The sequence below is a fragment of the Oxobacter pfennigii genome (assembly GCF_001317355.1).
GTDB classification, from domain to species: Bacteria; Bacillota; Clostridia; order Clostridiales; family Oxobacteraceae; genus Oxobacter; species Oxobacter pfennigii.
The window spans coordinates 1-20,077 of sequence record NZ_LKET01000039.1; the positions used below are offsets into that span (position 1 = coordinate 1).

General features: G+C 34.6%; 28 protein-coding genes. 19 read left to right on the forward strand and 9 right to left on the reverse strand.

The genetic code is table 11. From position 1 onward, the window contains the following. Nucleotides 1-285: 285 nt before the first annotated feature. From OXPF_RS13400 to OXPF_RS22535, 6 genes are all read right to left on the reverse strand, one after another. Nucleotides 286-1,077 carry a hypothetical protein gene (locus OXPF_RS13400; RefSeq protein WP_054875733.1) on the reverse strand — a complete coding sequence of 264 codons (792 nt, stop codon included), beginning with the start codon at nt 1,075-1,077 and terminating at the stop codon, nt 286-288. A gap of 232 nt (nt 1,078-1,309) precedes the next feature. Further along, nucleotides 1,310-2,047, reverse strand: coding sequence for a hypothetical protein (locus OXPF_RS13405; protein WP_054875734.1), 738 nt, complete (start codon nt 2,045-2,047; stop codon nt 1,310-1,312). A gap of 548 nt (nt 2,048-2,595) precedes the next feature. Beyond that, a complete protein-coding gene (locus tag OXPF_RS13410; protein ID WP_152967766.1) occupies nt 2,596-3,054 on the reverse strand; it encodes a hypothetical protein in 459 nt (152 codons plus the stop codon). 60 nt (nt 3,055-3,114) lie between these two features. After that, entirely contained in the window at nt 3,115-3,849 is a 735-nt protein-coding gene (locus tag OXPF_RS13415) for a DUF4367 domain-containing protein (protein WP_054875735.1), read from the reverse strand. Nucleotides 3,850-3,874: 25 nt separating this feature from the next. Then, nucleotides 3,875-4,429, reverse strand: a complete 555-nt coding sequence (locus OXPF_RS13420; RefSeq protein ID WP_083479959.1) for an RNA polymerase sigma factor — start codon at nt 4,427-4,429, stop codon at nt 3,875-3,877. A gap of 112 nt (nt 4,430-4,541) precedes the next feature. Then, nucleotides 4,542-4,817 (reverse strand): hypothetical protein, encoded by a 276-nt coding sequence (locus OXPF_RS22535; RefSeq protein WP_160317221.1) that lies wholly within the window; start codon nt 4,815-4,817, stop codon nt 4,542-4,544. Between the two features lie 90 nt (nt 4,818-4,907). Here OXPF_RS22535 and OXPF_RS13425 point away from each other — a divergent pair, with 90 nt between their 5' ends. From OXPF_RS13425 to OXPF_RS13500, 17 genes are all read left to right on the forward strand, one after another. Beyond that, on the forward strand, nt 4,908-5,549 hold the full coding sequence (locus OXPF_RS13425; RefSeq protein WP_054875737.1) for a hypothetical protein: 642 nt from the start codon (nt 4,908-4,910) through the stop codon (nt 5,547-5,549). 30 nt (nt 5,550-5,579) lie between these two features. Then, the gene (locus OXPF_RS22540) at nt 5,580-5,747 is read left to right on the forward strand and encodes a hypothetical protein (protein WP_160317222.1); all 168 of its coding nucleotides are present in this window, start codon (nt 5,580-5,582) and stop codon (nt 5,745-5,747) included. A gap of 304 nt (nt 5,748-6,051) precedes the next feature. Beyond that, nucleotides 6,052-6,285 (forward strand): hypothetical protein, encoded by a 234-nt coding sequence (locus OXPF_RS13430; protein ID WP_152967768.1) that lies wholly within the window; start codon nt 6,052-6,054, stop codon nt 6,283-6,285. Beyond that, nucleotides 6,282-7,742, forward strand: coding sequence for a DUF5050 domain-containing protein (locus tag OXPF_RS13435; protein WP_054875739.1), 1,461 nt, complete (start codon nt 6,282-6,284; stop codon nt 7,740-7,742). The genes OXPF_RS13430 and OXPF_RS13435 overlap by 4 nt, the downstream gene beginning before the upstream one ends. A gap of 28 nt (nt 7,743-7,770) precedes the next feature. After that, on the forward strand, nt 7,771-8,235 hold the full coding sequence (locus tag OXPF_RS13440; RefSeq protein ID WP_054875740.1) for a hypothetical protein: 465 nt from the start codon (nt 7,771-7,773) through the stop codon (nt 8,233-8,235). A 79-nt stretch (nt 8,236-8,314) separates the two neighbouring features. Beyond that, nucleotides 8,315-9,010, forward strand: coding sequence for a hypothetical protein (locus OXPF_RS13445; protein ID WP_054875741.1), 696 nt, complete (start codon nt 8,315-8,317; stop codon nt 9,008-9,010). A gap of 84 nt (nt 9,011-9,094) precedes the next feature. After that, entirely contained in the window at nt 9,095-9,718 is a 624-nt protein-coding gene (locus tag OXPF_RS13450) for a hypothetical protein (protein WP_054875742.1), read from the forward strand. A gap of 109 nt (nt 9,719-9,827) precedes the next feature. Next, entirely contained in the window at nt 9,828-10,526 is a 699-nt protein-coding gene (locus OXPF_RS23405) for an MFS transporter (protein ID WP_054875743.1), read from the forward strand. Between the two features lie 68 nt (nt 10,527-10,594). Continuing rightward, nucleotides 10,595-11,095, forward strand: coding sequence for an MFS transporter (locus tag OXPF_RS23410; protein ID WP_278308403.1), 501 nt, complete (start codon nt 10,595-10,597; stop codon nt 11,093-11,095). Between the two features lie 445 nt (nt 11,096-11,540). Beyond that, a complete protein-coding gene (locus OXPF_RS13465) occupies nt 11,541-12,074 on the forward strand; it encodes a hypothetical protein (RefSeq protein ID WP_054875745.1) in 534 nt (177 codons plus the stop codon). A gap of 129 nt (nt 12,075-12,203) precedes the next feature. Beyond that, the gene (locus tag OXPF_RS13470; protein WP_054875746.1) at nt 12,204-12,746 is read left to right on the forward strand and encodes a hypothetical protein; all 543 of its coding nucleotides are present in this window, start codon (nt 12,204-12,206) and stop codon (nt 12,744-12,746) included. A gap of 30 nt (nt 12,747-12,776) precedes the next feature. Then, a complete protein-coding gene (locus OXPF_RS13475) occupies nt 12,777-13,172 on the forward strand; it encodes a secondary thiamine-phosphate synthase enzyme YjbQ (protein ID WP_054875747.1) in 396 nt (131 codons plus the stop codon). Between the two features lie 207 nt (nt 13,173-13,379). Next, on the forward strand, nt 13,380-13,706 hold the full coding sequence (locus OXPF_RS13480; RefSeq protein ID WP_054875748.1) for a DUF6054 family protein: 327 nt from the start codon (nt 13,380-13,382) through the stop codon (nt 13,704-13,706). An 18-nt stretch (nt 13,707-13,724) separates the two neighbouring features. Then, a complete protein-coding gene (locus tag OXPF_RS13485) occupies nt 13,725-14,060 on the forward strand; it encodes a DUF3784 domain-containing protein (protein WP_054875749.1) in 336 nt (111 codons plus the stop codon). Nucleotides 14,061-14,269: 209 nt separating this feature from the next. Then, nucleotides 14,270-14,782 carry a hypothetical protein gene (locus OXPF_RS13490; protein ID WP_054875750.1) on the forward strand — a complete coding sequence of 171 codons (513 nt, stop codon included), beginning with the start codon at nt 14,270-14,272 and terminating at the stop codon, nt 14,780-14,782. A 33-nt stretch (nt 14,783-14,815) separates the two neighbouring features. Next, entirely contained in the window at nt 14,816-15,346 is a 531-nt protein-coding gene (locus OXPF_RS13495; protein ID WP_054875751.1) for a GNAT family N-acetyltransferase, read from the forward strand. A 175-nt stretch (nt 15,347-15,521) separates the two neighbouring features. Further along, the gene (locus OXPF_RS13500) at nt 15,522-16,385 is read left to right on the forward strand and encodes an AraC family transcriptional regulator (protein ID WP_201779723.1); all 864 of its coding nucleotides are present in this window, start codon (nt 15,522-15,524) and stop codon (nt 16,383-16,385) included. Nucleotides 16,386-16,435: 50 nt separating this feature from the next. Here OXPF_RS13500 and OXPF_RS13505 read toward each other — a convergent pair whose 3' ends face one another. From OXPF_RS13505 to OXPF_RS13515, 3 genes are all read right to left on the reverse strand, one after another. After that, nucleotides 16,436-17,173 carry an amino acid ABC transporter ATP-binding protein gene (locus tag OXPF_RS13505; RefSeq protein ID WP_054875753.1) on the reverse strand — a complete coding sequence of 246 codons (738 nt, stop codon included), beginning with the start codon at nt 17,171-17,173 and terminating at the stop codon, nt 16,436-16,438. After that, nucleotides 17,170-17,886 (reverse strand): amino acid ABC transporter permease, encoded by a 717-nt coding sequence (locus OXPF_RS13510; protein ID WP_083479961.1) that lies wholly within the window; start codon nt 17,884-17,886, stop codon nt 17,170-17,172. Before OXPF_RS13510 ends, OXPF_RS13505 begins: the two co-directional genes overlap by 4 nt. A gap of 187 nt (nt 17,887-18,073) precedes the next feature. Continuing rightward, complete coding sequence (locus tag OXPF_RS13515) at nt 18,074-18,883, reverse strand: transporter substrate-binding domain-containing protein (protein WP_054875754.1); 810 nt, start codon at nt 18,881-18,883, stop codon at nt 18,074-18,076. 412 nt (nt 18,884-19,295) lie between these two features. Here OXPF_RS13515 and OXPF_RS13520 point away from each other — a divergent pair, with 412 nt between their 5' ends. Together OXPF_RS13520 and OXPF_RS13525 are read left to right on the forward strand one after the other, a co-directional pair. Beyond that, the gene (locus OXPF_RS13520; RefSeq protein ID WP_054875755.1) at nt 19,296-19,502 is read left to right on the forward strand and encodes a helix-turn-helix transcriptional regulator; all 207 of its coding nucleotides are present in this window, start codon (nt 19,296-19,298) and stop codon (nt 19,500-19,502) included. Beyond that, complete coding sequence (locus OXPF_RS13525) at nt 19,499-19,951, forward strand: hypothetical protein (RefSeq protein WP_054875756.1); 453 nt, start codon at nt 19,499-19,501, stop codon at nt 19,949-19,951. Before OXPF_RS13520 ends, OXPF_RS13525 begins: the two co-directional genes overlap by 4 nt. Nucleotides 19,952-20,077: the final 126 nt, after the last annotated feature.

Sequence of the window (20,077 nt, forward strand, 5' to 3'; positions counted from 1 at the left end):
ATGCTCAAAACCTTGGAAAGGAAATTGAAAGTATGGCTATACGTTTATAGTCATAATATAAAATCTTAAAATACTGAGATATTCGTAGTTATTGGGCGATCTTGTCCAAAGTAAGGGGTCTAATCCGATTCTAGGTACGCACGATTTACCATTTACGGTGTATCCATGCAAAAAAACTCCTTTCTGGTTTTATTTGATTCTTGCCAGAAAGGAGCTCACTTTTTCATTCACTCACAAAATTATTTACATTACCGATTTTAACACTAAATTTAATCTCCAATATTACTATTTTACCTCTGGGAGCTCAAAATCCTCGGTAATTAACCCGGTAAAATAGATAACCAGTTCTTGATCATAATTAACGTTATTCTTTGTATAGATATTTTCATATTGAGACCCGTTTAGAAGATAATATATTGATTTATATAAGATACCTGTATCATCTATCCTAAGGCTTCTCATTTTTTTATAAAGAGTACTATAGGAGAAGCCTAAGCTTATGATATTCTTCTCTTTCTGCTTTTCTCCAGTTACAAGATAATAAAGATGATAAAATGGTTCCCCATCCACATATCTTTGTACTGTAAGACTTTTAATGCCGTCACTAGCAATACCACTTAGCACTACTTCACCATTAAAAATACTTATATCATCTGGAAATACTATTTTACTCATTGCTTCTGCTAGTTGAGCATCTTGATATACTTTTTTCTCAAAACCGTTATCAGTGCTTTTGTAGATGATAACCTTATCGCCTTCAATAGATAAATAAGAGGTCTTTTTTATGATACCCTCCTTTTCTACTATCCTTGCTTTCTTTTCAGATTTAAAGATATCAATTTCATAATCAGAGACTACTGACTCGGGTATGTTTTCAGGTCGCTTATCGTTGTGATTATACACAGTAACCAAAGATAAACCAAGATTATAGCTATCTGCGTTCTGAATATTATCAACAAGCCATGATTGTATGACCTGGTTATACTCTTCTTTTTTACTCCTTATTGTGCAGCTAACACTGTTTATTAATAAAATGATAATTAATAATGCGGTATAAAAAATTCTTTTATAATTCATTTTATATTAATCCTCTCATAATAATAATTAATTTGAGAATTTCAACAAAGAAGTACTACATATCAACCAATTCCCATATTTTAGTGTATGTCAACTTTATATCTATAATAACACATAGATCATGGAATTTTAAAATGTCAATATCATAATATCTGTTTTACTAAAGCATAATGAAGAGAATACCCCTGGATTATGGAACAAAATTTCCCGCCAATCCAGGGGATTATATAGATTAATCGTCAGAATTTTCGTATGTATACCCACCCGCTTTTAATTGTGTGTCAACATCAGTGGAACCGTTTATCACTTCAAATATAACCTTCATCCCTACTAATATATTGCCATTATTATCTATAGCATTTCCCGTCATTGCAGCCGATGCTGGATTTGTGCCTTGTTGAGAAGACTTAACTGTCCATACACGAACTGGGCTTACCTTTACAGCATGATCCTGTTTTGGTGAACTTGTAATATTACACAAGCCAGAGAATATATTCTCACGCCATGATATTTTGAAGCCCATTGAATGCTGAAGGCCGTATAAATCCCAGAATACAGTATAGTTTTCAAAGTATTCAAAATCTCCACTTACATATGAACTTCCAGAACCAACACCCCATATACCATCAGTACCAGAAGCAATTCCATAAGAAAAAATTGAACCATCTTCATATATTTCTAAGTGATGTACTTCATCCTTACTCTTTCTACTGATAAATGATTTAACAGGTTTTTTGCTCTTATCCATCACATCCGGCTTTTTACCTTCTTTAAAATCTTCTTCAATTTTTAAAAGTTTATCCTTATCTATATGGGCCTCTGGAAATATTTCATTTAGTTTATCAATAGTAAATGCATGTCCTTTATCAAGATCCTTATATTTGTCATTGTTATCTGCAGCCAAAGCTTGTCCACCAGAACAAATAGCTAATAATAAAGTAACAAGGATCGAATATATTATTTTTTTCATTAATATAACCTCCAATTTTTTCATGGTATTTTCTCGAAAATCTATAAGAGAGACTTTATGCCGCTTTTTCTTCAGTCTAGAGTGATTCTACCTAGACAGTAAAAGCGTTTTTCTTTACTAAATACTGCTTTAATGCGATTTCTGATTTTTCTGTCTAAAATTTCTTCGTAACGTTAAGTCAAGTCTTTAGTGTCTCGGGCTCTCTACTGGTCATACCAGCAACAGACCTAAAAGGTAAATGCCTATGAGTTATAAAAGTTTATTCCTTTTCATAAAAACAATTCCTTTGCTACTATATATTTGGACCTGAAGCATAGCATCCGATTGCTTCTTTCCATCTCTTGCCTAAGCTACAATAAGAGGAGTAGTAATACTTGAAAAACAATATAGCAACATAGCTATCATAATAGAAATTATTTTTCTCATTATAATTCACTCCTTATATTTTTACTTTTTGTCGATTGCAAAATGCTGGAATCATTGATTGAAGACTGCCGGTAGGAATATATTTTACAATAGTCTAAATAGCAGTTACCTTTTTATCAATGTTAATAATTCTTAATTTCGCTTATATAAGAAGTCTGTTCAACAAGAGAGCCATCTTTGTAAACCTTACCGTTGGAAACAAGCCTGTAACTATACCCTGCTGTCACATAATAAGTTCCGCTCAGACCCGAATTAGTCCCTGGTGAAGTATTTGACCAACTCTTTATTGTAGTCCAAACCCCATTCTTGTTTTGTTGCAAGCTAGCTTCAACTCCCACTTCATCCACATCCCTAGCTGTTAAGTATGATGATACAGATGCCTTTCCGCTAGTCGAAATATCAAATGCATTCTGAAATATCGAAATATATGAAAAGTATGGTTGTATTACCATGTCGTCACTACTAAGTCTCTCTGCATTTGATTCATGAGCATAAGCTGGAAGGTATGAAAGAGAAATTATTATAATTAAAACTAGAGGAACTATTTTTTTATTTATTAAGTTTTTGCTAATAAATTCCACCTCCTTTCAATAATAAAACGTTTGAAAGGAGATTTTTGTTACACTAATATTTGTTATTTTTTACTTTTTTTTCATTACAACACTCTCAGCTATTTTGAAGATTTCTTCTTCAGAAATTTCTCCAATCATGTAAAGAGCACTTTCACCCTTCGTCCAGATTATAATATGAACTCCATTCTTTTCAATCAGCATGCCTTCAGAATCATTTATCACAACATTCTTTGTTTGTACATTTTCAGTGTCAACTTGAAGGCTTGAATTAATCGGAGATTGAGAAAATTCCAGATTCTTGCCTTTCTCGTCGGAAAAATGAATTATTTTTATATCACCTATTTTCTGAGCATCAGTAACATAGTAGCCATCTGGTAAATACTCCGGATACAGGTATAAATCCCATGTGATTGAATATTGGCCTTGTTTAATTGTATCTCTTTCTTTAAATTCTATCTTCGAATATTTCTCTCTTATATCAGTGACGATGTTGAATACCTTTACTCTAAAGGCTTCAACGCTAAGTGTTGTCATAGTTATGACTATGACAAACAAAATTATAAAAACCGCTATTCTTCTTGAAAAAGTATTTAACCATTTTTTTCTTTTTAGTGTTCTTTTCTTTCTTTCATGGTCAGTAAGAAACTCATTGAACCATAAATTCAATTCATCTGGATACTCAACTTCATCCAAATTTTTGTTTATATTGTCTAAATATTCCGAAACATTTCCAGTATGATGTTTTCCAATTTGATAATAAAGACCACCAAATAATTTATCATCTTCTTCAAATTTATCTTTCATTTTCACACATCCCTCTAAAAGTAAATTATTTTGATCTATCCTCTATCATTATTTTTTTAAGTGCTGCTCTTGCCCGGCTTAACCGGGTACGGACATTCTCATGCGAGATAGAGAGTATGTCAGCGATTTCTCTATCACTCAATTCATGATAATATTTTAATGTCAATATATCAGCATATTCAGCTTTAATTTCAGTTAATTTTTCTAATAATTCTTTTGTTTCACTAAGCCTAATTACAATATCTTCGGTATTTGGGGTATTAATATCGATATATTCATCAGTAAGGTCTAATGATAAGTACTCAATTTTTGATCTGCGTCTTAGCATGTCAATTGAAGTGCTCTTAATAATAGTAACGATTAGATATTTTGTTTTATTACACTCAATATCATCAATTTTATCCAGATAATTGACTACTTTTATAATTGATGATTGAACAGCATCTTGTGCTTCATTAGGGTTATTTAAAATTTCATTTGCAATATAGAACATATATTTATGATATTTTATGTACAGTCTTTCAAGTTTATTTCTTTCTTCGGTACCGTCTATCATTGTTAAAAATAATAACATATTCATCCTACCTTTTGTTAATCTATATAGTAAGGCTTGCTTTATCACTTTAGACAATAAAAAACTACTTTTATTATATCACATACTGTATTGATTTCTTAGGCCATCTACGGATTGCTCATAGCTTTTGCCGTAAGCTGCTCTCTTGGCTTGACGCAAACATAAGCGCATGTGTTGCAAGTTTGTTGGCAGCCATGGCTGCTCCTGATGAATATCTGTTTGTCTCATGGACAGTCTTGTCAGTGAAGATATGCTTGATGACTTGTGCATGTTCAAGATGGTCAATGATGTATTCCTCAGTATGAGAAAGATCGTACTGTGGATATATTAGCTTTGTTAAGCCCTTCAGCAGTCTTGAACGTTCTGGCTTGAAAATAGCTGAGAGTGTTACCATGAAAAAAAAGTAAAAAATAACAGATATTAGTGTAACAAAATCTCCTTTCAAACGTCTTATTAATATATCATTTTCAAAAGGGTGAATATAATGAAAACCTGGATATGTATATTTGTTTGCATTTGCTTATTGTCAGGATTGACAGCCTGCTATAAAAAATCTGCAACATCGGAAGAAACACTCCCAGTTGCGTCTTTTGATTCTGTCGTTGAAGCAGTTGATAAAAAATATTATCCGAAATTCATGGATATTGAAGAAGGGAAAACCGCCCTTAAGCCACTTGTTTATGGTTCCATAGGTTGGAGTCTTCTCCACAGGCAGAATTTTTTGTTTGCTGTGTTTGGGCGATATGTATTAAGATACAATATCAATGAAAATAAAGTTGATAAAGTCGATTATTTGGGAGAATCATATAATAATTGGCCATTTGGAGCTTCTGCTTCTTCTAATGGGCGTTACTCAATTTCTTATTCTTTTGATTTTTACGGTGAACCTGCCCGCAATTACTTTTTAATTGATTTTGAAACAGAAACGGCAGAGCTGATTTGTGATATATATAGCGAAGAAAAAGTTGACATAATTAAAAACTATAAAATTCCGGATGAAATAAAAGGTGAACTTGAAGATTTAAGCTTAAATCCGCTGATACCGGATACAGGATGCAGCATTGAAGTAAGAGGGTCGGAAGAGGAGTTCAAAACTACTATTAAGGACCGTTACTTTTTTTCATGATAAAAATGGAAATATTAAGAGATCACTGGTTTGCAAAATTTAAACGGGGGTGGTGTCTATTGCATCATCGACGAAAACAGAATCGGGGCAATAATACCGGCGGAAACAGGTAGTTATGAATTAGGTTATTATAAAATAGTAATTATAGATGTTGACCAAGATAAGATTGCGCAGGAATATGTTTTAAACACAAAATAAATGGTAAGATCAGAAACAATCAAAATGCGGGAAGGGTAAAAGCAGTTGTTCTTATCATTCCCGTATTCCATTTATCGTTACGCTTGTTTTTGCGGCGGGGTTCACTTTGCGGACAATATTTTCGGCTGCACGGCGTACAATCTCACTTAGATAATGCAAGAACAGAATGGAGAAGAATAGAATAATTAATACTTATTTGAAGAATATATGAAACTTTTTTGAAGTTTTTAGGTCTTGTTATATAGGTACATACATCTATTAACATTTACACCTATAGCACTAAATTGTTCAAGGAGGAGGTGGTATGATGTTTAAATATGGCTTGAAATTGCTGTTTGGCGCTTTAACTAAAATGACTTTTGTAATTATTGCATACGAGTTTTATTTTCGCTATGCTTTAATTACCGGTGGTATAGGTAAAGCCTCAGCATTCGATGCTATACATCCAATTATCAAACTTATTATTGTTACTGAAATATTGATTTCAATATTACTGATTATCATTGGAGTAAAAAAAAGCAGGGATGTGATATTTTGAAGAGGATATATATAATACCTGTCTTGTTTATATTAATATTCTTCATTGCTAGCTGCTCAAATATAAGTCTTAAAACAATTCCAAAGTCTGACTTTTCATCTCAGTCTGATAAAAGTACAATAAAAGAAGAGGCTGATCAGACAAATGCAAATGCAGCCGGAACCATGATTGATAATTCTCAAAAAGGTAATACCAACGGTAATATTATGAACGAGGGGTATTATGCTGAAGCAGGAGAGTGGATATATGCCGGTTTGAAGGATGGGCTTTATAAATACGGAATGGACGGGACCGGCTATTTAAAGGTATGTGATGATAATGCTAAATATATTAATGCCGCAGGAGATTGGATTTATTATGTCAATACTTCGGACAGAACACTAAATAAGATTAAAAAAGATGGCACAGGCAAGGTCAAATTTGATGATGGCATAGTAGCGGCTGTGATGGTATCCGATGACTGGATATATTATTGCCAATCTCCCACTGGGGCGAATTTTCAACTATATAAAATGAAAACAGACGGATCAGGCAAAGTAAAACTTTGTGAAGACAAAGTTGGAGATGTTGATGAAGCATATATTAACTTATATGGTGATTTGATTTATTATTGGAGTGGTAATGATAGCATCTTTTCTAGCATAAAAACGGATGGCACCGGTAAAAAACAGTATAAACGCATATATTGTGCCGTTATCGATGGTGATTGGATATACTATGCCAATGGAAGTGACGGCAGAAAACTATATAAAATAAGACCAGATGGAAGCGAAAATATTAAAATAAGCGATGATGAAATCCCGTTACCCATAAATGTGTATAATGGCTGGATTTATTATTTCAAGGAAACAGGAGATAACAGGTGCAAACTTTATAAAATAAAACTTGACGGCACAGAAAGGACAGAACTATGTGATGATAAATTTTCTATTTACTTTGGGAGAAGGCATGGAGTTATAGTTAATATTGTCGGTAATTGGGTTTATATCAATAGATATATTGCCGATAACGCTTTGCAGCGTATAAAAGTCGGTATGGACAGCACCGGAAAACAGGTCATCAGCACAGACGAGATACCGGCTATATATAAAAGAGTTGATGAAAGTCAGAGGGCTGCACTGGAGAAAATAGCGAAACAAATAATTGTGGATAAGCTTGAAAGGAATAAGGATGCGGATGTACCGGAGGAGGAGAGAATAAAGGATTTCAAGATAGAAGAGATAAGGGCATTGAATGGGGATATTTCAAACTTCGGTTTTTCAGTGGAATATTCTGTTCAGTCTGAAGATGGAAATATTATATGGCTTGCAGGGAACGGCGAACCGGGAGAGAATGGATGGGTATTAGGGAAGCTCCAGTTTTATACTGTAAAAAAAGAAGGTAGTTCGTATGAAATAGAATCCTATGGTACGAGCCCAACCTTCCCTATGATTGAGGCTGAAAATAATATTGAGTGAGTGAAAAATTGAAAGGAGTAATAAAAAGATGGTACATTTGGTGTATTGCGATGACAAGGAAAAGGTCCTGGAGAAAATTCTTGATGGCGCCAAAACTATGATTGTAAGAGGAGCAGCTGGAAGAAAAATTCCTCATAGCAGGGTTTTTGAAGGTGAAACATTATACTTTATTAAAAAAGGAACAGGAAAAATTTCTGCCATGGCGACGGTTAGAGGTGTTCAAAATTTTGTTAAACTGTCGGAAGATGAAATTATAAAGACACTTGAGGATAATCAAAGCAAACTTAACCTATCAAATAAACAAAAAGAAAGATGGCATAAAAAATGCTTGTGTTTAGTTGAGTTCAAAGACGTTAAGGAGATTGCTCCTTTAGAATTTGATCACCAAAACAACATGGATGACTGGCTAATTGTTGAAAAGATTGAAGATGTAGTGAAAGGTACAAGTATCCCGTTTAATTACGATAATTCCAGGTTTAGTCCTGATAAATAGACTTGAAGCTAAGACACTTAATCCATACCATGAATAGCTGTAATTAATCGCCAATTAACAAAAAAAGGGGGGTCTCTTTATGAAAAGAATAATCTATATTACGATTTCAGTTCTCACATTAATTGCGGTACTTTCATCCTGCTCTTTTAAAAATACAGTTAATACGGCTTCTTTAAATGCTTCCGGTGAAAATAAAGAGAAAAACCCGAATATTTCAATCCAATCGCCGATGACATTATCAAATAATGATATGTTTCCTATTGTTGGACAACATCAATATTTAAGATTAAAAATGGTTGAAGGAAAGTATTATGAGGATTGGAATCCGGGGGCATTCATAGGGACCATATGGGAAGGCTATTTTATTATTGAACTGGCAGATGAATCCGGCAATACTATTGCCCAAGCTGATTTAAGTAAACTATATAACGAGCCATTGATTTTTAATTCTTCTTTTCAGGTTCAGTTCGATGATTATAATAACGACGGTAATATTGACTTTACAATAGGCCAGTACGCATCAAGCAATGGCAGGAATTATAAGCTGTTTACATTAGGAAAGGATGGGAAAATAGAAGAACTGCCTGTTAAAGGGTATTCTTCATTGTTTATAAGCAATACGACAGGATATTACTCCACAAAACTTACAAAGGTAGATAACAGCACATTTAAAATAGAGTATTATGATAATTCAGAAGGAAAAAGTTTTGAAGATACCTTTAAATGGGGTAGTAAGGAATTTATTAAGGTTGAAAGCCATGAGCTTCCTAAGTAAGTGAAACTGCTGAAAACAATATTGAGTGAGTGCAAAATGCCGTATTAATACATGATCCAGATATTATGTCCAGGAAGTGATTTAATGTATAAAAAAACATTGTTTTTGATATCAATTGTGATTATTCACACATTATTATTAACTGGGTGCTTTAACAAAGAGATAAAATTGGATTACATACAAGTTCCTGATGAAATCTTCATCCAGAGTTACGAGAATAAGGACGATGTGGATAAATTGGGTTCTGAGTTAAAAGAATTAAAAACAAAAGGGGCCGGTATGGAAGAACAGCGAAAGGTTTTGGACAAAATAGGGAAACTCTTTAATGAGTCCAGAATTCAGGTAAAAGATAAGGATTTTATAAATAAGGTTATAAGGGAAATTCAGAATTCGGAGGGGATAATAGAAGTCAATGGTGCAACATTGCCAAAGAGCGAAGTGATATTTAGGCTGCAGTTCAATTACGAAAATATAAAGAAGTCCACGGTAAAGAAGAATGGTAATACTACAGTAACTGAAGTAACAAACAATACTTTAAATGATCTCAATCAAGTATATATAATCGATATTACTATTTTCTCAGATGGGACGACACTTGTTCCAAGATATGATAAAACTGATCCGTCAAATACCGTTATAGTTAAAGCCAAACTGGATCAGGAAATCATTGACTATATTACAGATTTCTATAGTTCAAGAAAAAAGTAGTTAATATGAGTATATTTAATTCTAAAGTGAGATTAAATCCAGAGGATGCACTGAATCTGGTCAAAGAGAATTCAATATTAAAAGAAGAATGATGATAAAAGGAGTAGTAATGGATACAGAGATTGAAAACAAGTCAAGTGAATCAAGTTTTAGTGGATTTAAAAGAAATGAAGTACCAAAAGAAAAGCTATGGAATCTCAATTTTATCTTATTGTTTCAAGGACAGGCTGTATCAATTTTAGGGGATAATGTTTTTGACATAGCTCTTCGTTTTTGGATTCTTTCTAAAACAGGCTCTGTATCATTGATGGGTGTGCTCTTAGCGGTTGCTACTTTACCAAAAGTATTTATCTCTCCTTTTGCAGGAACATTTGTAGACAGGCATGATAGAAAAAAAGTATTAATAACGGCTGACATCATTAGAGCCATAGCCATCTTCTGCATTGGAATAGCGGCTGTAGCAGGATTTTTACAGGTATGGATGGTTTTTATATCATGTATTGTTGTAGATATATGCGGTTGTTTCTTTAATCCAACAATAAATTCATGCATACCTGATGTAGTTCCGCAATCTAAATTATTAAAGGCAAATTCCATACTTTCTTCAATTAGCTCTGTAAATGATATGGTAGGATATGCATTTGGCGGGTTTCTGGTTCAAATTATCGGTGCACCGGTTCTGTTTGTCATTAATGGATTTAGCTTTTTATTTTCAGCTGTTTCTGAATGTTTCACTAAAATACCGCAAATTAAATCGTCTTCAGAGAAACTGAATTTTATGGAAGATATGAAGGCAGGCATACCGTAAATAATCTAAAGGGCCTTAAGTATCTTTTTATTGCAATTTCTTTTTTGAATTTTTGTGCTTCAATGTCGATGACTCTCACATTACCTTGGTTTAAATTCAATAATCAGCTTGGGGTCGGATTATATGGAGTATCTATGGCTGTAAATACTTTTGGAATATTTATAGGTTATGCTATCCTATCAGTTATTGAAATAAAAAAAGAAAAAAAGTTTTTTGTATTTATCATGAGCGGAATCTTAATTTCTTGTACAATGATTATTTATTCCATGACACTAAATTTTTATTTAATTGCAGTGTTGTTTTTTATTGATGGATTATGCTTGGCAGCAATGGGATCATTACTTCAAACAAGCATACAAAGCTGCGTACCTCCAAATATGAGATCAAAAGTATTTGCTTTTAGAAATACCTTATATACTGCTTTAATGCCAATCGGTATGATGATTGCCGGTATGTTAGGGGAAAAAATACAAATGAATATAATTATTTTTGCTGATTATGCAGTATTTCTTATGCTGTTTATCTATCTTTCATTTTTATCAAGCGTTAAGAAAATAATTAATATATAACAAGGTAATCTTACTAAGATTTAAATTATGGCGTGGACAATACTATAAAATACTCCTGCATACTTACTTAGTAATTTGACATCAAGCAAATGTGCAGAAAGTTATACAGAATCGATTGGCCAGCAGTTTGATATAAAACTTGGGTTAAGTCAATCGAAGATGATATTGCACCGTTACAGTTTTTGTAAATTTTAAAGCCGGTGTTTACAAAAAATCAATTTTTTAAAATAAAATCACATTTGTAAACGCAATGCTGTCAAGGAAATTCGGGAATTGTTCCGCGTGAAACATTTTTTGGAGTTTATACAAATTAAATCCAAATTATGTGAGCTGGAATGTAATCACAGTTCTATTTTGAAAAATAAGTTTGATAATAAATAAAAGGAATAGAATCAAATCTGTGGAATTTATTAGTAGTAAAAATATTTTATGGGAGGCTACAAAAATGGTAAAGCGCAAAAATCTACTAGACTACTATATGCTTGCTATAGTAGCAATCGGCATAATAACTTTTGCAACCCTGCCCTCAATTATTGGCTCTATTAATTATAGAGAAATAGACAGGAATGTTCACGGTTACTACGATGCGTTAATGTCACAGGATTATGAAAAGGCATATAGCTACGTTTTATTATATGATAGAGGTGTTGACATGGGCCCGGAATATATATATGAGGAAGGTAAGGCAATTTATATTTCCAGGATGAACAAGTTGACACAGGAAAAAGGATATAAAGTTTTAAATGCAAGCATTAATCCTGAAAAAGATAGTCACGGCCAGCTCCGTTATAGAGTAGAGCTTGAAATACTGATTGATGGTGAAAAACGGAAATATAATGAATGGGTAAAAATTGCTAATATGAAATTATATATAGGCAGTGAAGATATATATGCACCTTTAAGAGATGGCAGGATGGAAGTAAGAAAAAGTTACCATATCGAAAAAAATGGTACAACTGGTAAATTTGTATATGCTTAAAATGCATTAACCAGGCTGAAAAATATGATATTTAATGAATTTTCAGTAAACATTACTTAATAAAAGGTTATACATCAATAATAAATAGTATAATAGACATATAAACATAAATCTAAGCGAGGTAGAATAATGAAAAAATCAGTTATTGCAATTTTTATGTTAGTTTTTGTATTGTTGATTGGATGCGGCAAACCTGTACAAACTAATGAAGGAAATAATGATGTAAATGGAAACGTACAAACAGAAGATGAGACTGCCGGTAAAAGTGCGGTTGTATATACTAATACTCAGTATGGCTTTAATTTTTCCCTGCCTGATAGCTGGAAAGGCTATACCATTGTAGATGAAACATGGGAAGGCGCAGCCACAGGAGAGAGCGACGGAGAAAAAATAGTGGAAAACGGTCCGCTTATTTCTATAAGGCATCCTCAATGGACTGCTGAAAAACCCAGGCAGGATATCCCTATAATGGTATTCACCACTGAGCAGTGGAACTCACTTTTGGAAGGAAAGTTTCATATAGGGGCGGCGCCCATTGATCCAAGCGAGCTGGGGCGTAACAATAGTTATGTTTTTGCACTTCCGGCACGATATAACTATTCTTTCCCCGAAGGATATGAAGAGGTAGAAGAAATATTAAAGGGAAACCCTCTTCAACCCATTAATAAATAAACTCTGGCAATAGGATTGTAAGGTGAAATTTTGGAACACTCTATAAAAACTTCTAAAGCTCAGGAATTCATTGATATAACCCATTTAGTCAAAGATGAAGTCAGAAAAAGCGAAGTTTTGGATGGGCTGGCAATAGTATTTGCACCCCATACCACAGCCGGAGTAACCTTAAATGAAAATGCTGACCCGGATGTTGTTCATGATATTTTACATACATTGGACAAAGTATTTCCGGAGCATAATAACGGCTACCGCCATATGGAAGGCAACTCCCATGCTCATATCAAAGCATCCTTAATGGGTTCATCCTGCACTGTAATTATCGAAGGCGGAAATCTGAAGCTAGGTACATGGCAGGGAATATACTTCTGTGAATTTGATGGTCCAAGGAACAGAAAGGTATATATAAAGGTAATGGGCATATAACTTTACTATCTATTAAAGATAATTTGTCAAAAGTTTATGATGCTTTATAGGGAGTCTGAATATAAAAATTTGGGCTCTCTTTATTATTTATGTAAAACATTTACTCATAATGATACGTCTTAGATAGAAAACATGCTCGAAACTAAAATTGTTAGAGACGCTGAAGAATATATTTATGGAAAAAAATAACCGGAGGGGGCAATATTTATGAGCAAGCGCATTTTTAAAGTTAGTATAAACCCGGAGAATGCACTGAATAAGATCAAGCAGGATTGCGATGCAGATTTAATACATGAAGAAATAAATGATTTAGGTGACGGACGTTTTATCGGTACGTTGATTTTTGAAAAATATTTTATGCGGGTAAGCAACAGGGCAGCGCTGGTTGTAATTGCCGGCAATATAAAAGGAGAGACTGAAGTGAGGGCAGTTGCCACAGGAAGCGCACAGGGGATAATTTTTGATTTTGATTGGGGCGCAGCCGACGATTTTGTCAGCGATGTTGAGTATATTTTAAGGGACTATCTTGTTTAATGCTTAGGAGGGCTTACTATGAATGCATGGGTAATAACATGCTTGATGCTTGCAGTGTTATTTGGAATAATGGGGGTAATTCTTGCCTTATTAAAAGAAAAAGGTGCAATGTTAATTAGTGGATTTAATACTCTTGCAAGGGAAGAAAGAGAAAAATATGATAAGAAGAAAATGAGTATAGATGCGAGAAATAATTTCCTTCTTTGGTCTGTAATACTACTCTTTGGAGCAGGTTTATCTTATTTCTTCAGTAATTATTTTGCAGTGTTTGCAATGCTCATTTGGATAATTCTATTTTTCAAAGGTGTCCATATTGATACAGATAAGGCTTTTGACAAGTACAAAAAAGCATAGTCAGGGCAATTATATCTCCTATATATTATAATGGGATACCTTTGACATAATAAAAGGTTTACTGCCTGGGGCATTTAACTTTAACTAAATTATAAAACCGCATTATAGGGAGTCCCTTATCGGACCCGAATCATACCTGAACCGTATTTGTAGGACAAGGAATACCAATAGGTGGGCATGAGAAATTAAAAGTATTGAGGGGGATCTGAATGAATCTGAGGGCAATTAGCATTTCAGCTCTATTACTGTTAATGATTTTTTTAATGTATAATATTCTAGGTGTTGGTACAACTATACTCATATTTGCAATTATATTTTTAGCATGGGCTGTCTTATTAAGCATCAAACCTGAATACTACGATAAGTTTTTAAGTTTTATGAATCCTGGATTATACTGCGTGTATAAAGAAAAAGGTACTGACTTCATTAGAAAAAAGAGAAGGATAGATATAATAGGTTACTACATCATTTCCGTTGTTACTGGATTAAATGCATTTATGCAGATAAAATTAAGGGATAAATTTGATATAAGCTCCTCATTTAGCTTAATTGAAATCTTACCCTTTGCCATAGTAGTCGTTGTGGTAATTTTCATAATTAATTATATTTGTATCTTAATAGCAAAGAAATCCAAAACTGCTGATGAAGACCTAACATGGAATATTATCGTAGGCATTATTTTTGCAATTATTTTAATTGGATTTATAAGCTTAATATTTTAATTAATTTAACTTTATATGAGGAGATATTTAAAGATGAATATAACTATAAGGCAGGAAACTGAAAAAGATTATGAATTTTCAGAAACAGTGGTAGAAAAAGCATTTAAAAATGCAGAGCATAGTGACCATACAGAGCAATTTTTAGTTGCTAAATTGAGAAAAAGTAATGTGTTTGTACCAGAACTTTGCCTCGTTGCAGAAATTAACGAAGAAATTGTAGGGCATATAATGCTTACAAAACTACTCGTTAAAGATGGCGAAAAGAAATACGAATCATTGGCATTAGCCCCTGTTTCAGTTTTACCTGAATATCAGAATAAAGGAATCGGCAGCAAATTAATTCTTCAAAGCCTGAAGATTTCAAAAGAAATGGGCTTCGAATCAGTAATTGTTCTCGGGCATGATAAATATTATCCTCGATTTGGGTTTAGGCCTGCAAGTAAATGGGGAATCAAAACCCCATTTGATGTACCGGATGAGTCGTTTATGGCATTGGAACTTAAAGACGGAAGTCTTGATGGCATTACAGGAACTGTGGTTTATAGTAAAGAGTTTTTTGAATAAGGTATATTATTATAACTCACATGCGGTTATTATTGTTTATAATTTAAGGGACGATCCTCACGCCCGACACTGGTCTTGCGTAAAGGATGCCGTACGGGGCTGTCATATAAAAGCACGATATGACAGGACGGTGTAATATCTCCAGTGATATTATATGTATAAGGAGGGGAGGCAGGTGGAGTGGCTTAATAAAATGATGGACGCCATAGATTATATTGAAATGAATATGGAAAGAACAATCGGTATTGAGGATATAGCAAAGGCAGCGTGTTCTTCCCACTTTCATTTCCAGCGTATGTTTCATATGCTGACCGGCTTTACTGTGGCGGAATACATACGTAACAGAAAACTGACCCTTGCTGCCCAGGAACTTGCCATATCATCAAATATCAGGGTTATCGATGTGGCTTTGAAGTATGGGTATGACTCACCGGAGTCTTTTGCAAAAGCCTTCCGGAGGGCTCATGGAATTGCGCCCTCGGCAGCACGGGAACCCGGGGCAAAGCTTAAGGCATTTCCGCGCATTTCTTTCCATATATCATTGAAGGGAGATAAGGATATGGATTATAAGATTATCGAAAAGGAAGCATTTAAAGTTATAGGCAAATCTATAAGGGTTTCTACAAAGGACGGAGAAAACTTAAAAAGTATACCGGAATTCTGGAGCGAATGCAATGCCGACGGGACAAGTGATAAACTTTACGCTATTAGCGACAAAAAAATTATGTTTGGAATATGCATGGATTTTGAAGAAAATATGGAACAATTCTCTTACATGGTTGCCGTCGAGCATACCGATAACCCGGGTTCAGCTAGTTTTGAAATCAGAGAAATCCCTGCCGCTTCATGGGCTATATTCACATCAACAGGGCCTATGCCCGGCGCTATACAGGATGTGTGGGCAAGGATTTTCCAGGAGTGGTTTCCGGCAACGGGATTTGAACATGCTAACGGGCCGGAGCTTGAAGTCTACCTTCCGGGAGATGCAGCAGCAAAGGATTATAAATGCGAAGTATGGATACCGGTAGTAAAAAAATAGTTATTATAAAAGGTCATGCCGATGTTTTTATGCACCTGCATGACCTTTGTTTAAGATTGCTTGACCCTGTATAAAAATTGCTTTGTTCGCTCTTCTTTTGGGTTATCAAAAATTTCTCTGGCGCTGCCTTCTTCAACGATTACTCCGCCGTCCATGAATAGCACCCGGCTGGCAACTTCCTTTGCAAAACCCATCTCGTGAGTGACAACAATCATGGTCATGCCTTCCTTTGCAACGGATTTCATTACCTCTAAAACCTCGCCCACAAGCTCGGGGTCTAAGGCTGATGTAGGTTCGTCAAACAATATAACTTCAGGATTGATTGCCAGGGCTCTTGCTATTCCTACACGCTGCTGCTGGCCTCCCGATAACTGGGAGGGATAATAATTAAGCCTGTCCTGCAAGCCTACCTTTTCTAAATAGTGGATACTTTCCTTAAGAGCCTGCTCCTTGCTTTTCTTTTTTACGACGATAAGGGCTTCCATAACATTTTCCAGTGCGGTTTTATTTTTAAACAGGCAATATTGCTGGAATACCATGGCTGTGCTTTTACGCAGCTGCGCAATCTGTTCTTTTTTTACTTTCTCGGTATCCACAGTAAGATCGCCAAGTTTAATTATGCCTTTATCGGGCTTTTCAAGATAATTTATGCATCTTAAAAGGGTTGATTTGCCGGAGCCGCTGGGTCCTATTATTACAAATACATCACCCTTGTTAACCTTAAGGTTGATGCCTTTCAATACTTCATTTTTATGGAAGGATTTATGAATATCTTTAAGCTCTATCACCGTGCAATTCCTCCTTCATACCGTCTGACTCTTTTCTCAAGGGAGTTTACACCCTTCTCCACGACCAGGCATATGAGCCAGTAAATCAAGGCTGCGTCAATGTATACCTCAAAGAACCTCAATCCCCGTGCTCCTACTATTTTAGCGCCGCCCATTATTTCAACAACGGCTATGATAAAAGCCAGTGAAGTATCCTTTAAAAGCCCTATAAAGGTATTGCCGAAGTTGGGCAGGGCAACCAATAAGGCCTGGGGCAATACAATCCTTTTCATAGCCTGATATGTACTCATTCCGACGGAATAAGCCGCTTCCAATTGTCCTTTGTCAATTGCTTGAATTGCCGCCCGGATGGTTTCGGACAAATAAGCGCCGACGTTTAAAGAAAAAGATATGTATACAAATACAATGGCCGGAATATTGCTCACATCCAAATTCCAGCTATAATTTGCATGCATATAGTTAAGAACCTTCGGTATCCCATAATATGCGAGATACATTTGAACAAGCAGGGGCGTTCCACGGGTGAAGGATACATACAGTGAGGCAATCCTTCTTAATACAGGAACCTTATATATTTTTATAAGTGCCGTGACAAGTCCTATGATTAATCCAAAGAACATTGAAACAATTGAAATTATTAATGTAATAGGTAAATAGCGTATTATTTCGGGAACAGACTTAATCATGTAATTAAAATCAAAAATCGTTTCCACCCCGAATCCCCCTTTTCAAAGTAAATATGCCGTGCGGCTGCTCTAAGTATTTAAAACCTATTTTATCATAGGGCAGCCTGCACAGCAATTTAAGATATAAAGATTTCAAACGGCGCGGCCATTTGGAATCTTGCGACCTAAAATTTGCATTGCAAATTTTAAGCTATAATAATTTTTGGTATATCAATTATTTTGTGTAGTCTTCACCAAACCATTTTATAGAGATATCTTTTAGGGTACCGTCTTCTTTCATACTTGCAAGAGCCTTATCTATTTTGGATTTTAATTCATCTTCTCCCTTGCGGAACACAAAGTAACTGGGTACAGTATTAACCGGTTCACCTACAGTTTTTATATTTAATCCTAATTTTTTAATGTTATCGGCAGCTGTCAGCCTTTCGTTTAAAGTTGCATCAATTCTGCCGGCATCAATGTCCTGGAAAACAGTTGTGACGTTGCCGTCATAATATTTCAAATCAAGGGCATTATTATTCTTTGCATTATATTCTTCCAACTTTTTTGTGTAGTTGCTTCCTACAGATGTCCCTACTTTTAGTCCTTTAAGGTCATCTAAGCTATTAATGCTGCTGTTATTATCACCTTTAACTATGATCTGGGCAGCTGATACGAAATAGTTGTTATCTGTGAAGGAATACTTTTCTTCTCTCTCAGGATTTTTTGCAATCTGATTAGCGATAAAATCAAATTTTTTGGATTCCAGGCCTAAAAACATACTATCCCATGGTGTTGGTACAAACTCTATTTCTATATCGCCCACACGTTTTTCAATTTCTCGCACTACCTCAATATCATAGCCTGTTAAAACTCCGCTTTCATCCTCATATGTGAATGGAGGATATGTACCTTCGGTACCTACCAGCACTTTTTGCTTGCCTCCAGGCGTCTGGGCCGGTTCCTTTGGGGCGCCGCACCCTGTCAATATTAACCCTAAGGTCAGTAATACTAAAAATAGTTTTGTCAGTTTTGATGATTTCATTGATAATCCTCCTCTTAAATTATATAAATATAAAAACCTCCGTCTCAATTGCAGAGGCAGAAGTCATATATCCTACTATTCCGATATGCATTTTATATATTGATTATATATGTCCATGATATAGCTTGTCAATAATAAAGGATATGATAATTAGCCTTTAATTCTTTCTTGGATTCAGGAAAAATTAACGGATTAAATTAATGTTATTACAGCCGCATTTTTCCAGCGTCTGTTTCAAATCGCTGATGATATCCTCGGCGCTTTCCAGTCCCGCGCTGAATCCCAGGTGCCCCTGTCAGGATGCAATAAAGAATTTATATTATTTAGGATGTAAGGTTTACTTGACATATCCTATTTATTGTTGTAATCTTTTGATGTAAGGTTTAACTTACATGAAGAGGGAGGCAGGTAGTTGAATAATAAAGTTAAAGAGCTCCGGGAGCAATATGGCTTAACTCAAGCCCAATTAGGGGAAAAAGTAAATGTGTCACGCCAGGCTATTAATGCAATAGAGACAGGCAAATTTGATCCTTCCATTTGGTTAGCATATGATTTAGCATGTTTTTTTAACATAACTATAGAAGATATTTTTGATTTTAAGGGGAGTGAGCGGAAATGAAATTACTGAAGCATTCAGCAGCAAATGCAATTTTTATTGCTTTTATGTCCTCCATATATGCATTTCTTTTTATATTTACTTCAGATCACATTGAGTTTCAGAGATTGCTTAAAAAGACAAATACACTGCAATCTGATTTTTGGAATAGATGGTCTGATTTTATAAGGGCAGGAAACATGAAATATATAGGGTATATGATAATAATTTTGGCGATCATTATTATATTATTAATGATTTCAAAGCGGAAAATAAGATATGATGAATATCAGGTTAGTATGTTATCAAAGGGTATTATAGCTGCAGGACTGTTATCTATATTTATTATGCCTTTAATAATTGTGACACTTTTAAGCGACCCATCCTATATGATAGAAACCATATTTTTATTTACAGTTATCCAATGGTTTGGAGTCTTATTGACTGACATAATATATGTTATTAAATATTAATAATCGAATCGCCGGTATAGCTATGCTCATAAGATGCCTTACTCTAGTATAAGATATCTATCAAATGTGGCAGGAAGACGCCTTTAGCCGGTCTGATAAAAATAAGTAATAAAGCTACCCGAAGTG

Coding starts and splice junctions, on each gene's coding strand:
- OXPF_RS13400 (WP_054875733.1), bottom strand. CDS start 1,077: ATGAATTATAAAAGAATTTTTTATACCGCATTATTAATTATCATTTTA.
- OXPF_RS13405 (WP_054875734.1), bottom strand. CDS start 2,047: ATGAAAAAAATAATATATTCGATCCTTGTTACTTTATTATTAGCTATT.
- OXPF_RS13415 (WP_054875735.1), bottom strand. CDS start 3,849: ATGAAAGATAAATTTGAAGAAGATGATAAATTATTTGGTGGTCTTTAT.
- OXPF_RS13420 (WP_083479959.1), bottom strand. CDS start 4,429: ATGAATATGTTATTATTTTTAACAATGATAGACGGTACCGAAGAAAGA.
- OXPF_RS22535 (WP_160317221.1), bottom strand. CDS start 4,817: ATGGTAACACTCTCAGCTATTTTCAAGCCAGAACGTTCAAGACTGCTG.
- OXPF_RS13425 (WP_054875737.1), top strand. CDS start 4,908: ATGAAAACCTGGATATGTATATTTGTTTGCATTTGCTTATTGTCAGGA.
- OXPF_RS13430 (WP_152967768.1), top strand. CDS start 6,052: ATGATGTTTAAATATGGCTTGAAATTGCTGTTTGGCGCTTTAACTAAA.
- OXPF_RS13440 (WP_054875740.1), top strand. CDS start 7,771: ATGGTACATTTGGTGTATTGCGATGACAAGGAAAAGGTCCTGGAGAAA.
- OXPF_RS13445 (WP_054875741.1), top strand. CDS start 8,315: ATGAAAAGAATAATCTATATTACGATTTCAGTTCTCACATTAATTGCG.
- OXPF_RS13450 (WP_054875742.1), top strand. CDS start 9,095: ATGTATAAAAAAACATTGTTTTTGATATCAATTGTGATTATTCACACA.
- OXPF_RS23405 (WP_054875743.1), top strand. CDS start 9,828: ATGGATACAGAGATTGAAAACAAGTCAAGTGAATCAAGTTTTAGTGGA.
- OXPF_RS23410 (WP_278308403.1), top strand. CDS start 10,595: ATGACTCTCACATTACCTTGGTTTAAATTCAATAATCAGCTTGGGGTC.
- OXPF_RS13465 (WP_054875745.1), top strand. CDS start 11,541: ATGGTAAAGCGCAAAAATCTACTAGACTACTATATGCTTGCTATAGTA.
- OXPF_RS13470 (WP_054875746.1), top strand. CDS start 12,204: ATGAAAAAATCAGTTATTGCAATTTTTATGTTAGTTTTTGTATTGTTG.
- OXPF_RS13480 (WP_054875748.1), top strand. CDS start 13,380: ATGAGCAAGCGCATTTTTAAAGTTAGTATAAACCCGGAGAATGCACTG.
- OXPF_RS13485 (WP_054875749.1), top strand. CDS start 13,725: ATGAATGCATGGGTAATAACATGCTTGATGCTTGCAGTGTTATTTGGA.
- OXPF_RS13490 (WP_054875750.1), top strand. CDS start 14,270: ATGAATCTGAGGGCAATTAGCATTTCAGCTCTATTACTGTTAATGATT.
- OXPF_RS13495 (WP_054875751.1), top strand. CDS start 14,816: ATGAATATAACTATAAGGCAGGAAACTGAAAAAGATTATGAATTTTCA.
- OXPF_RS13515 (WP_054875754.1), bottom strand. CDS start 18,883: ATGAAATCATCAAAACTGACAAAACTATTTTTAGTATTACTGACCTTA.
- OXPF_RS13525 (WP_054875756.1), top strand. CDS start 19,499: ATGAAATTACTGAAGCATTCAGCAGCAAATGCAATTTTTATTGCTTTT.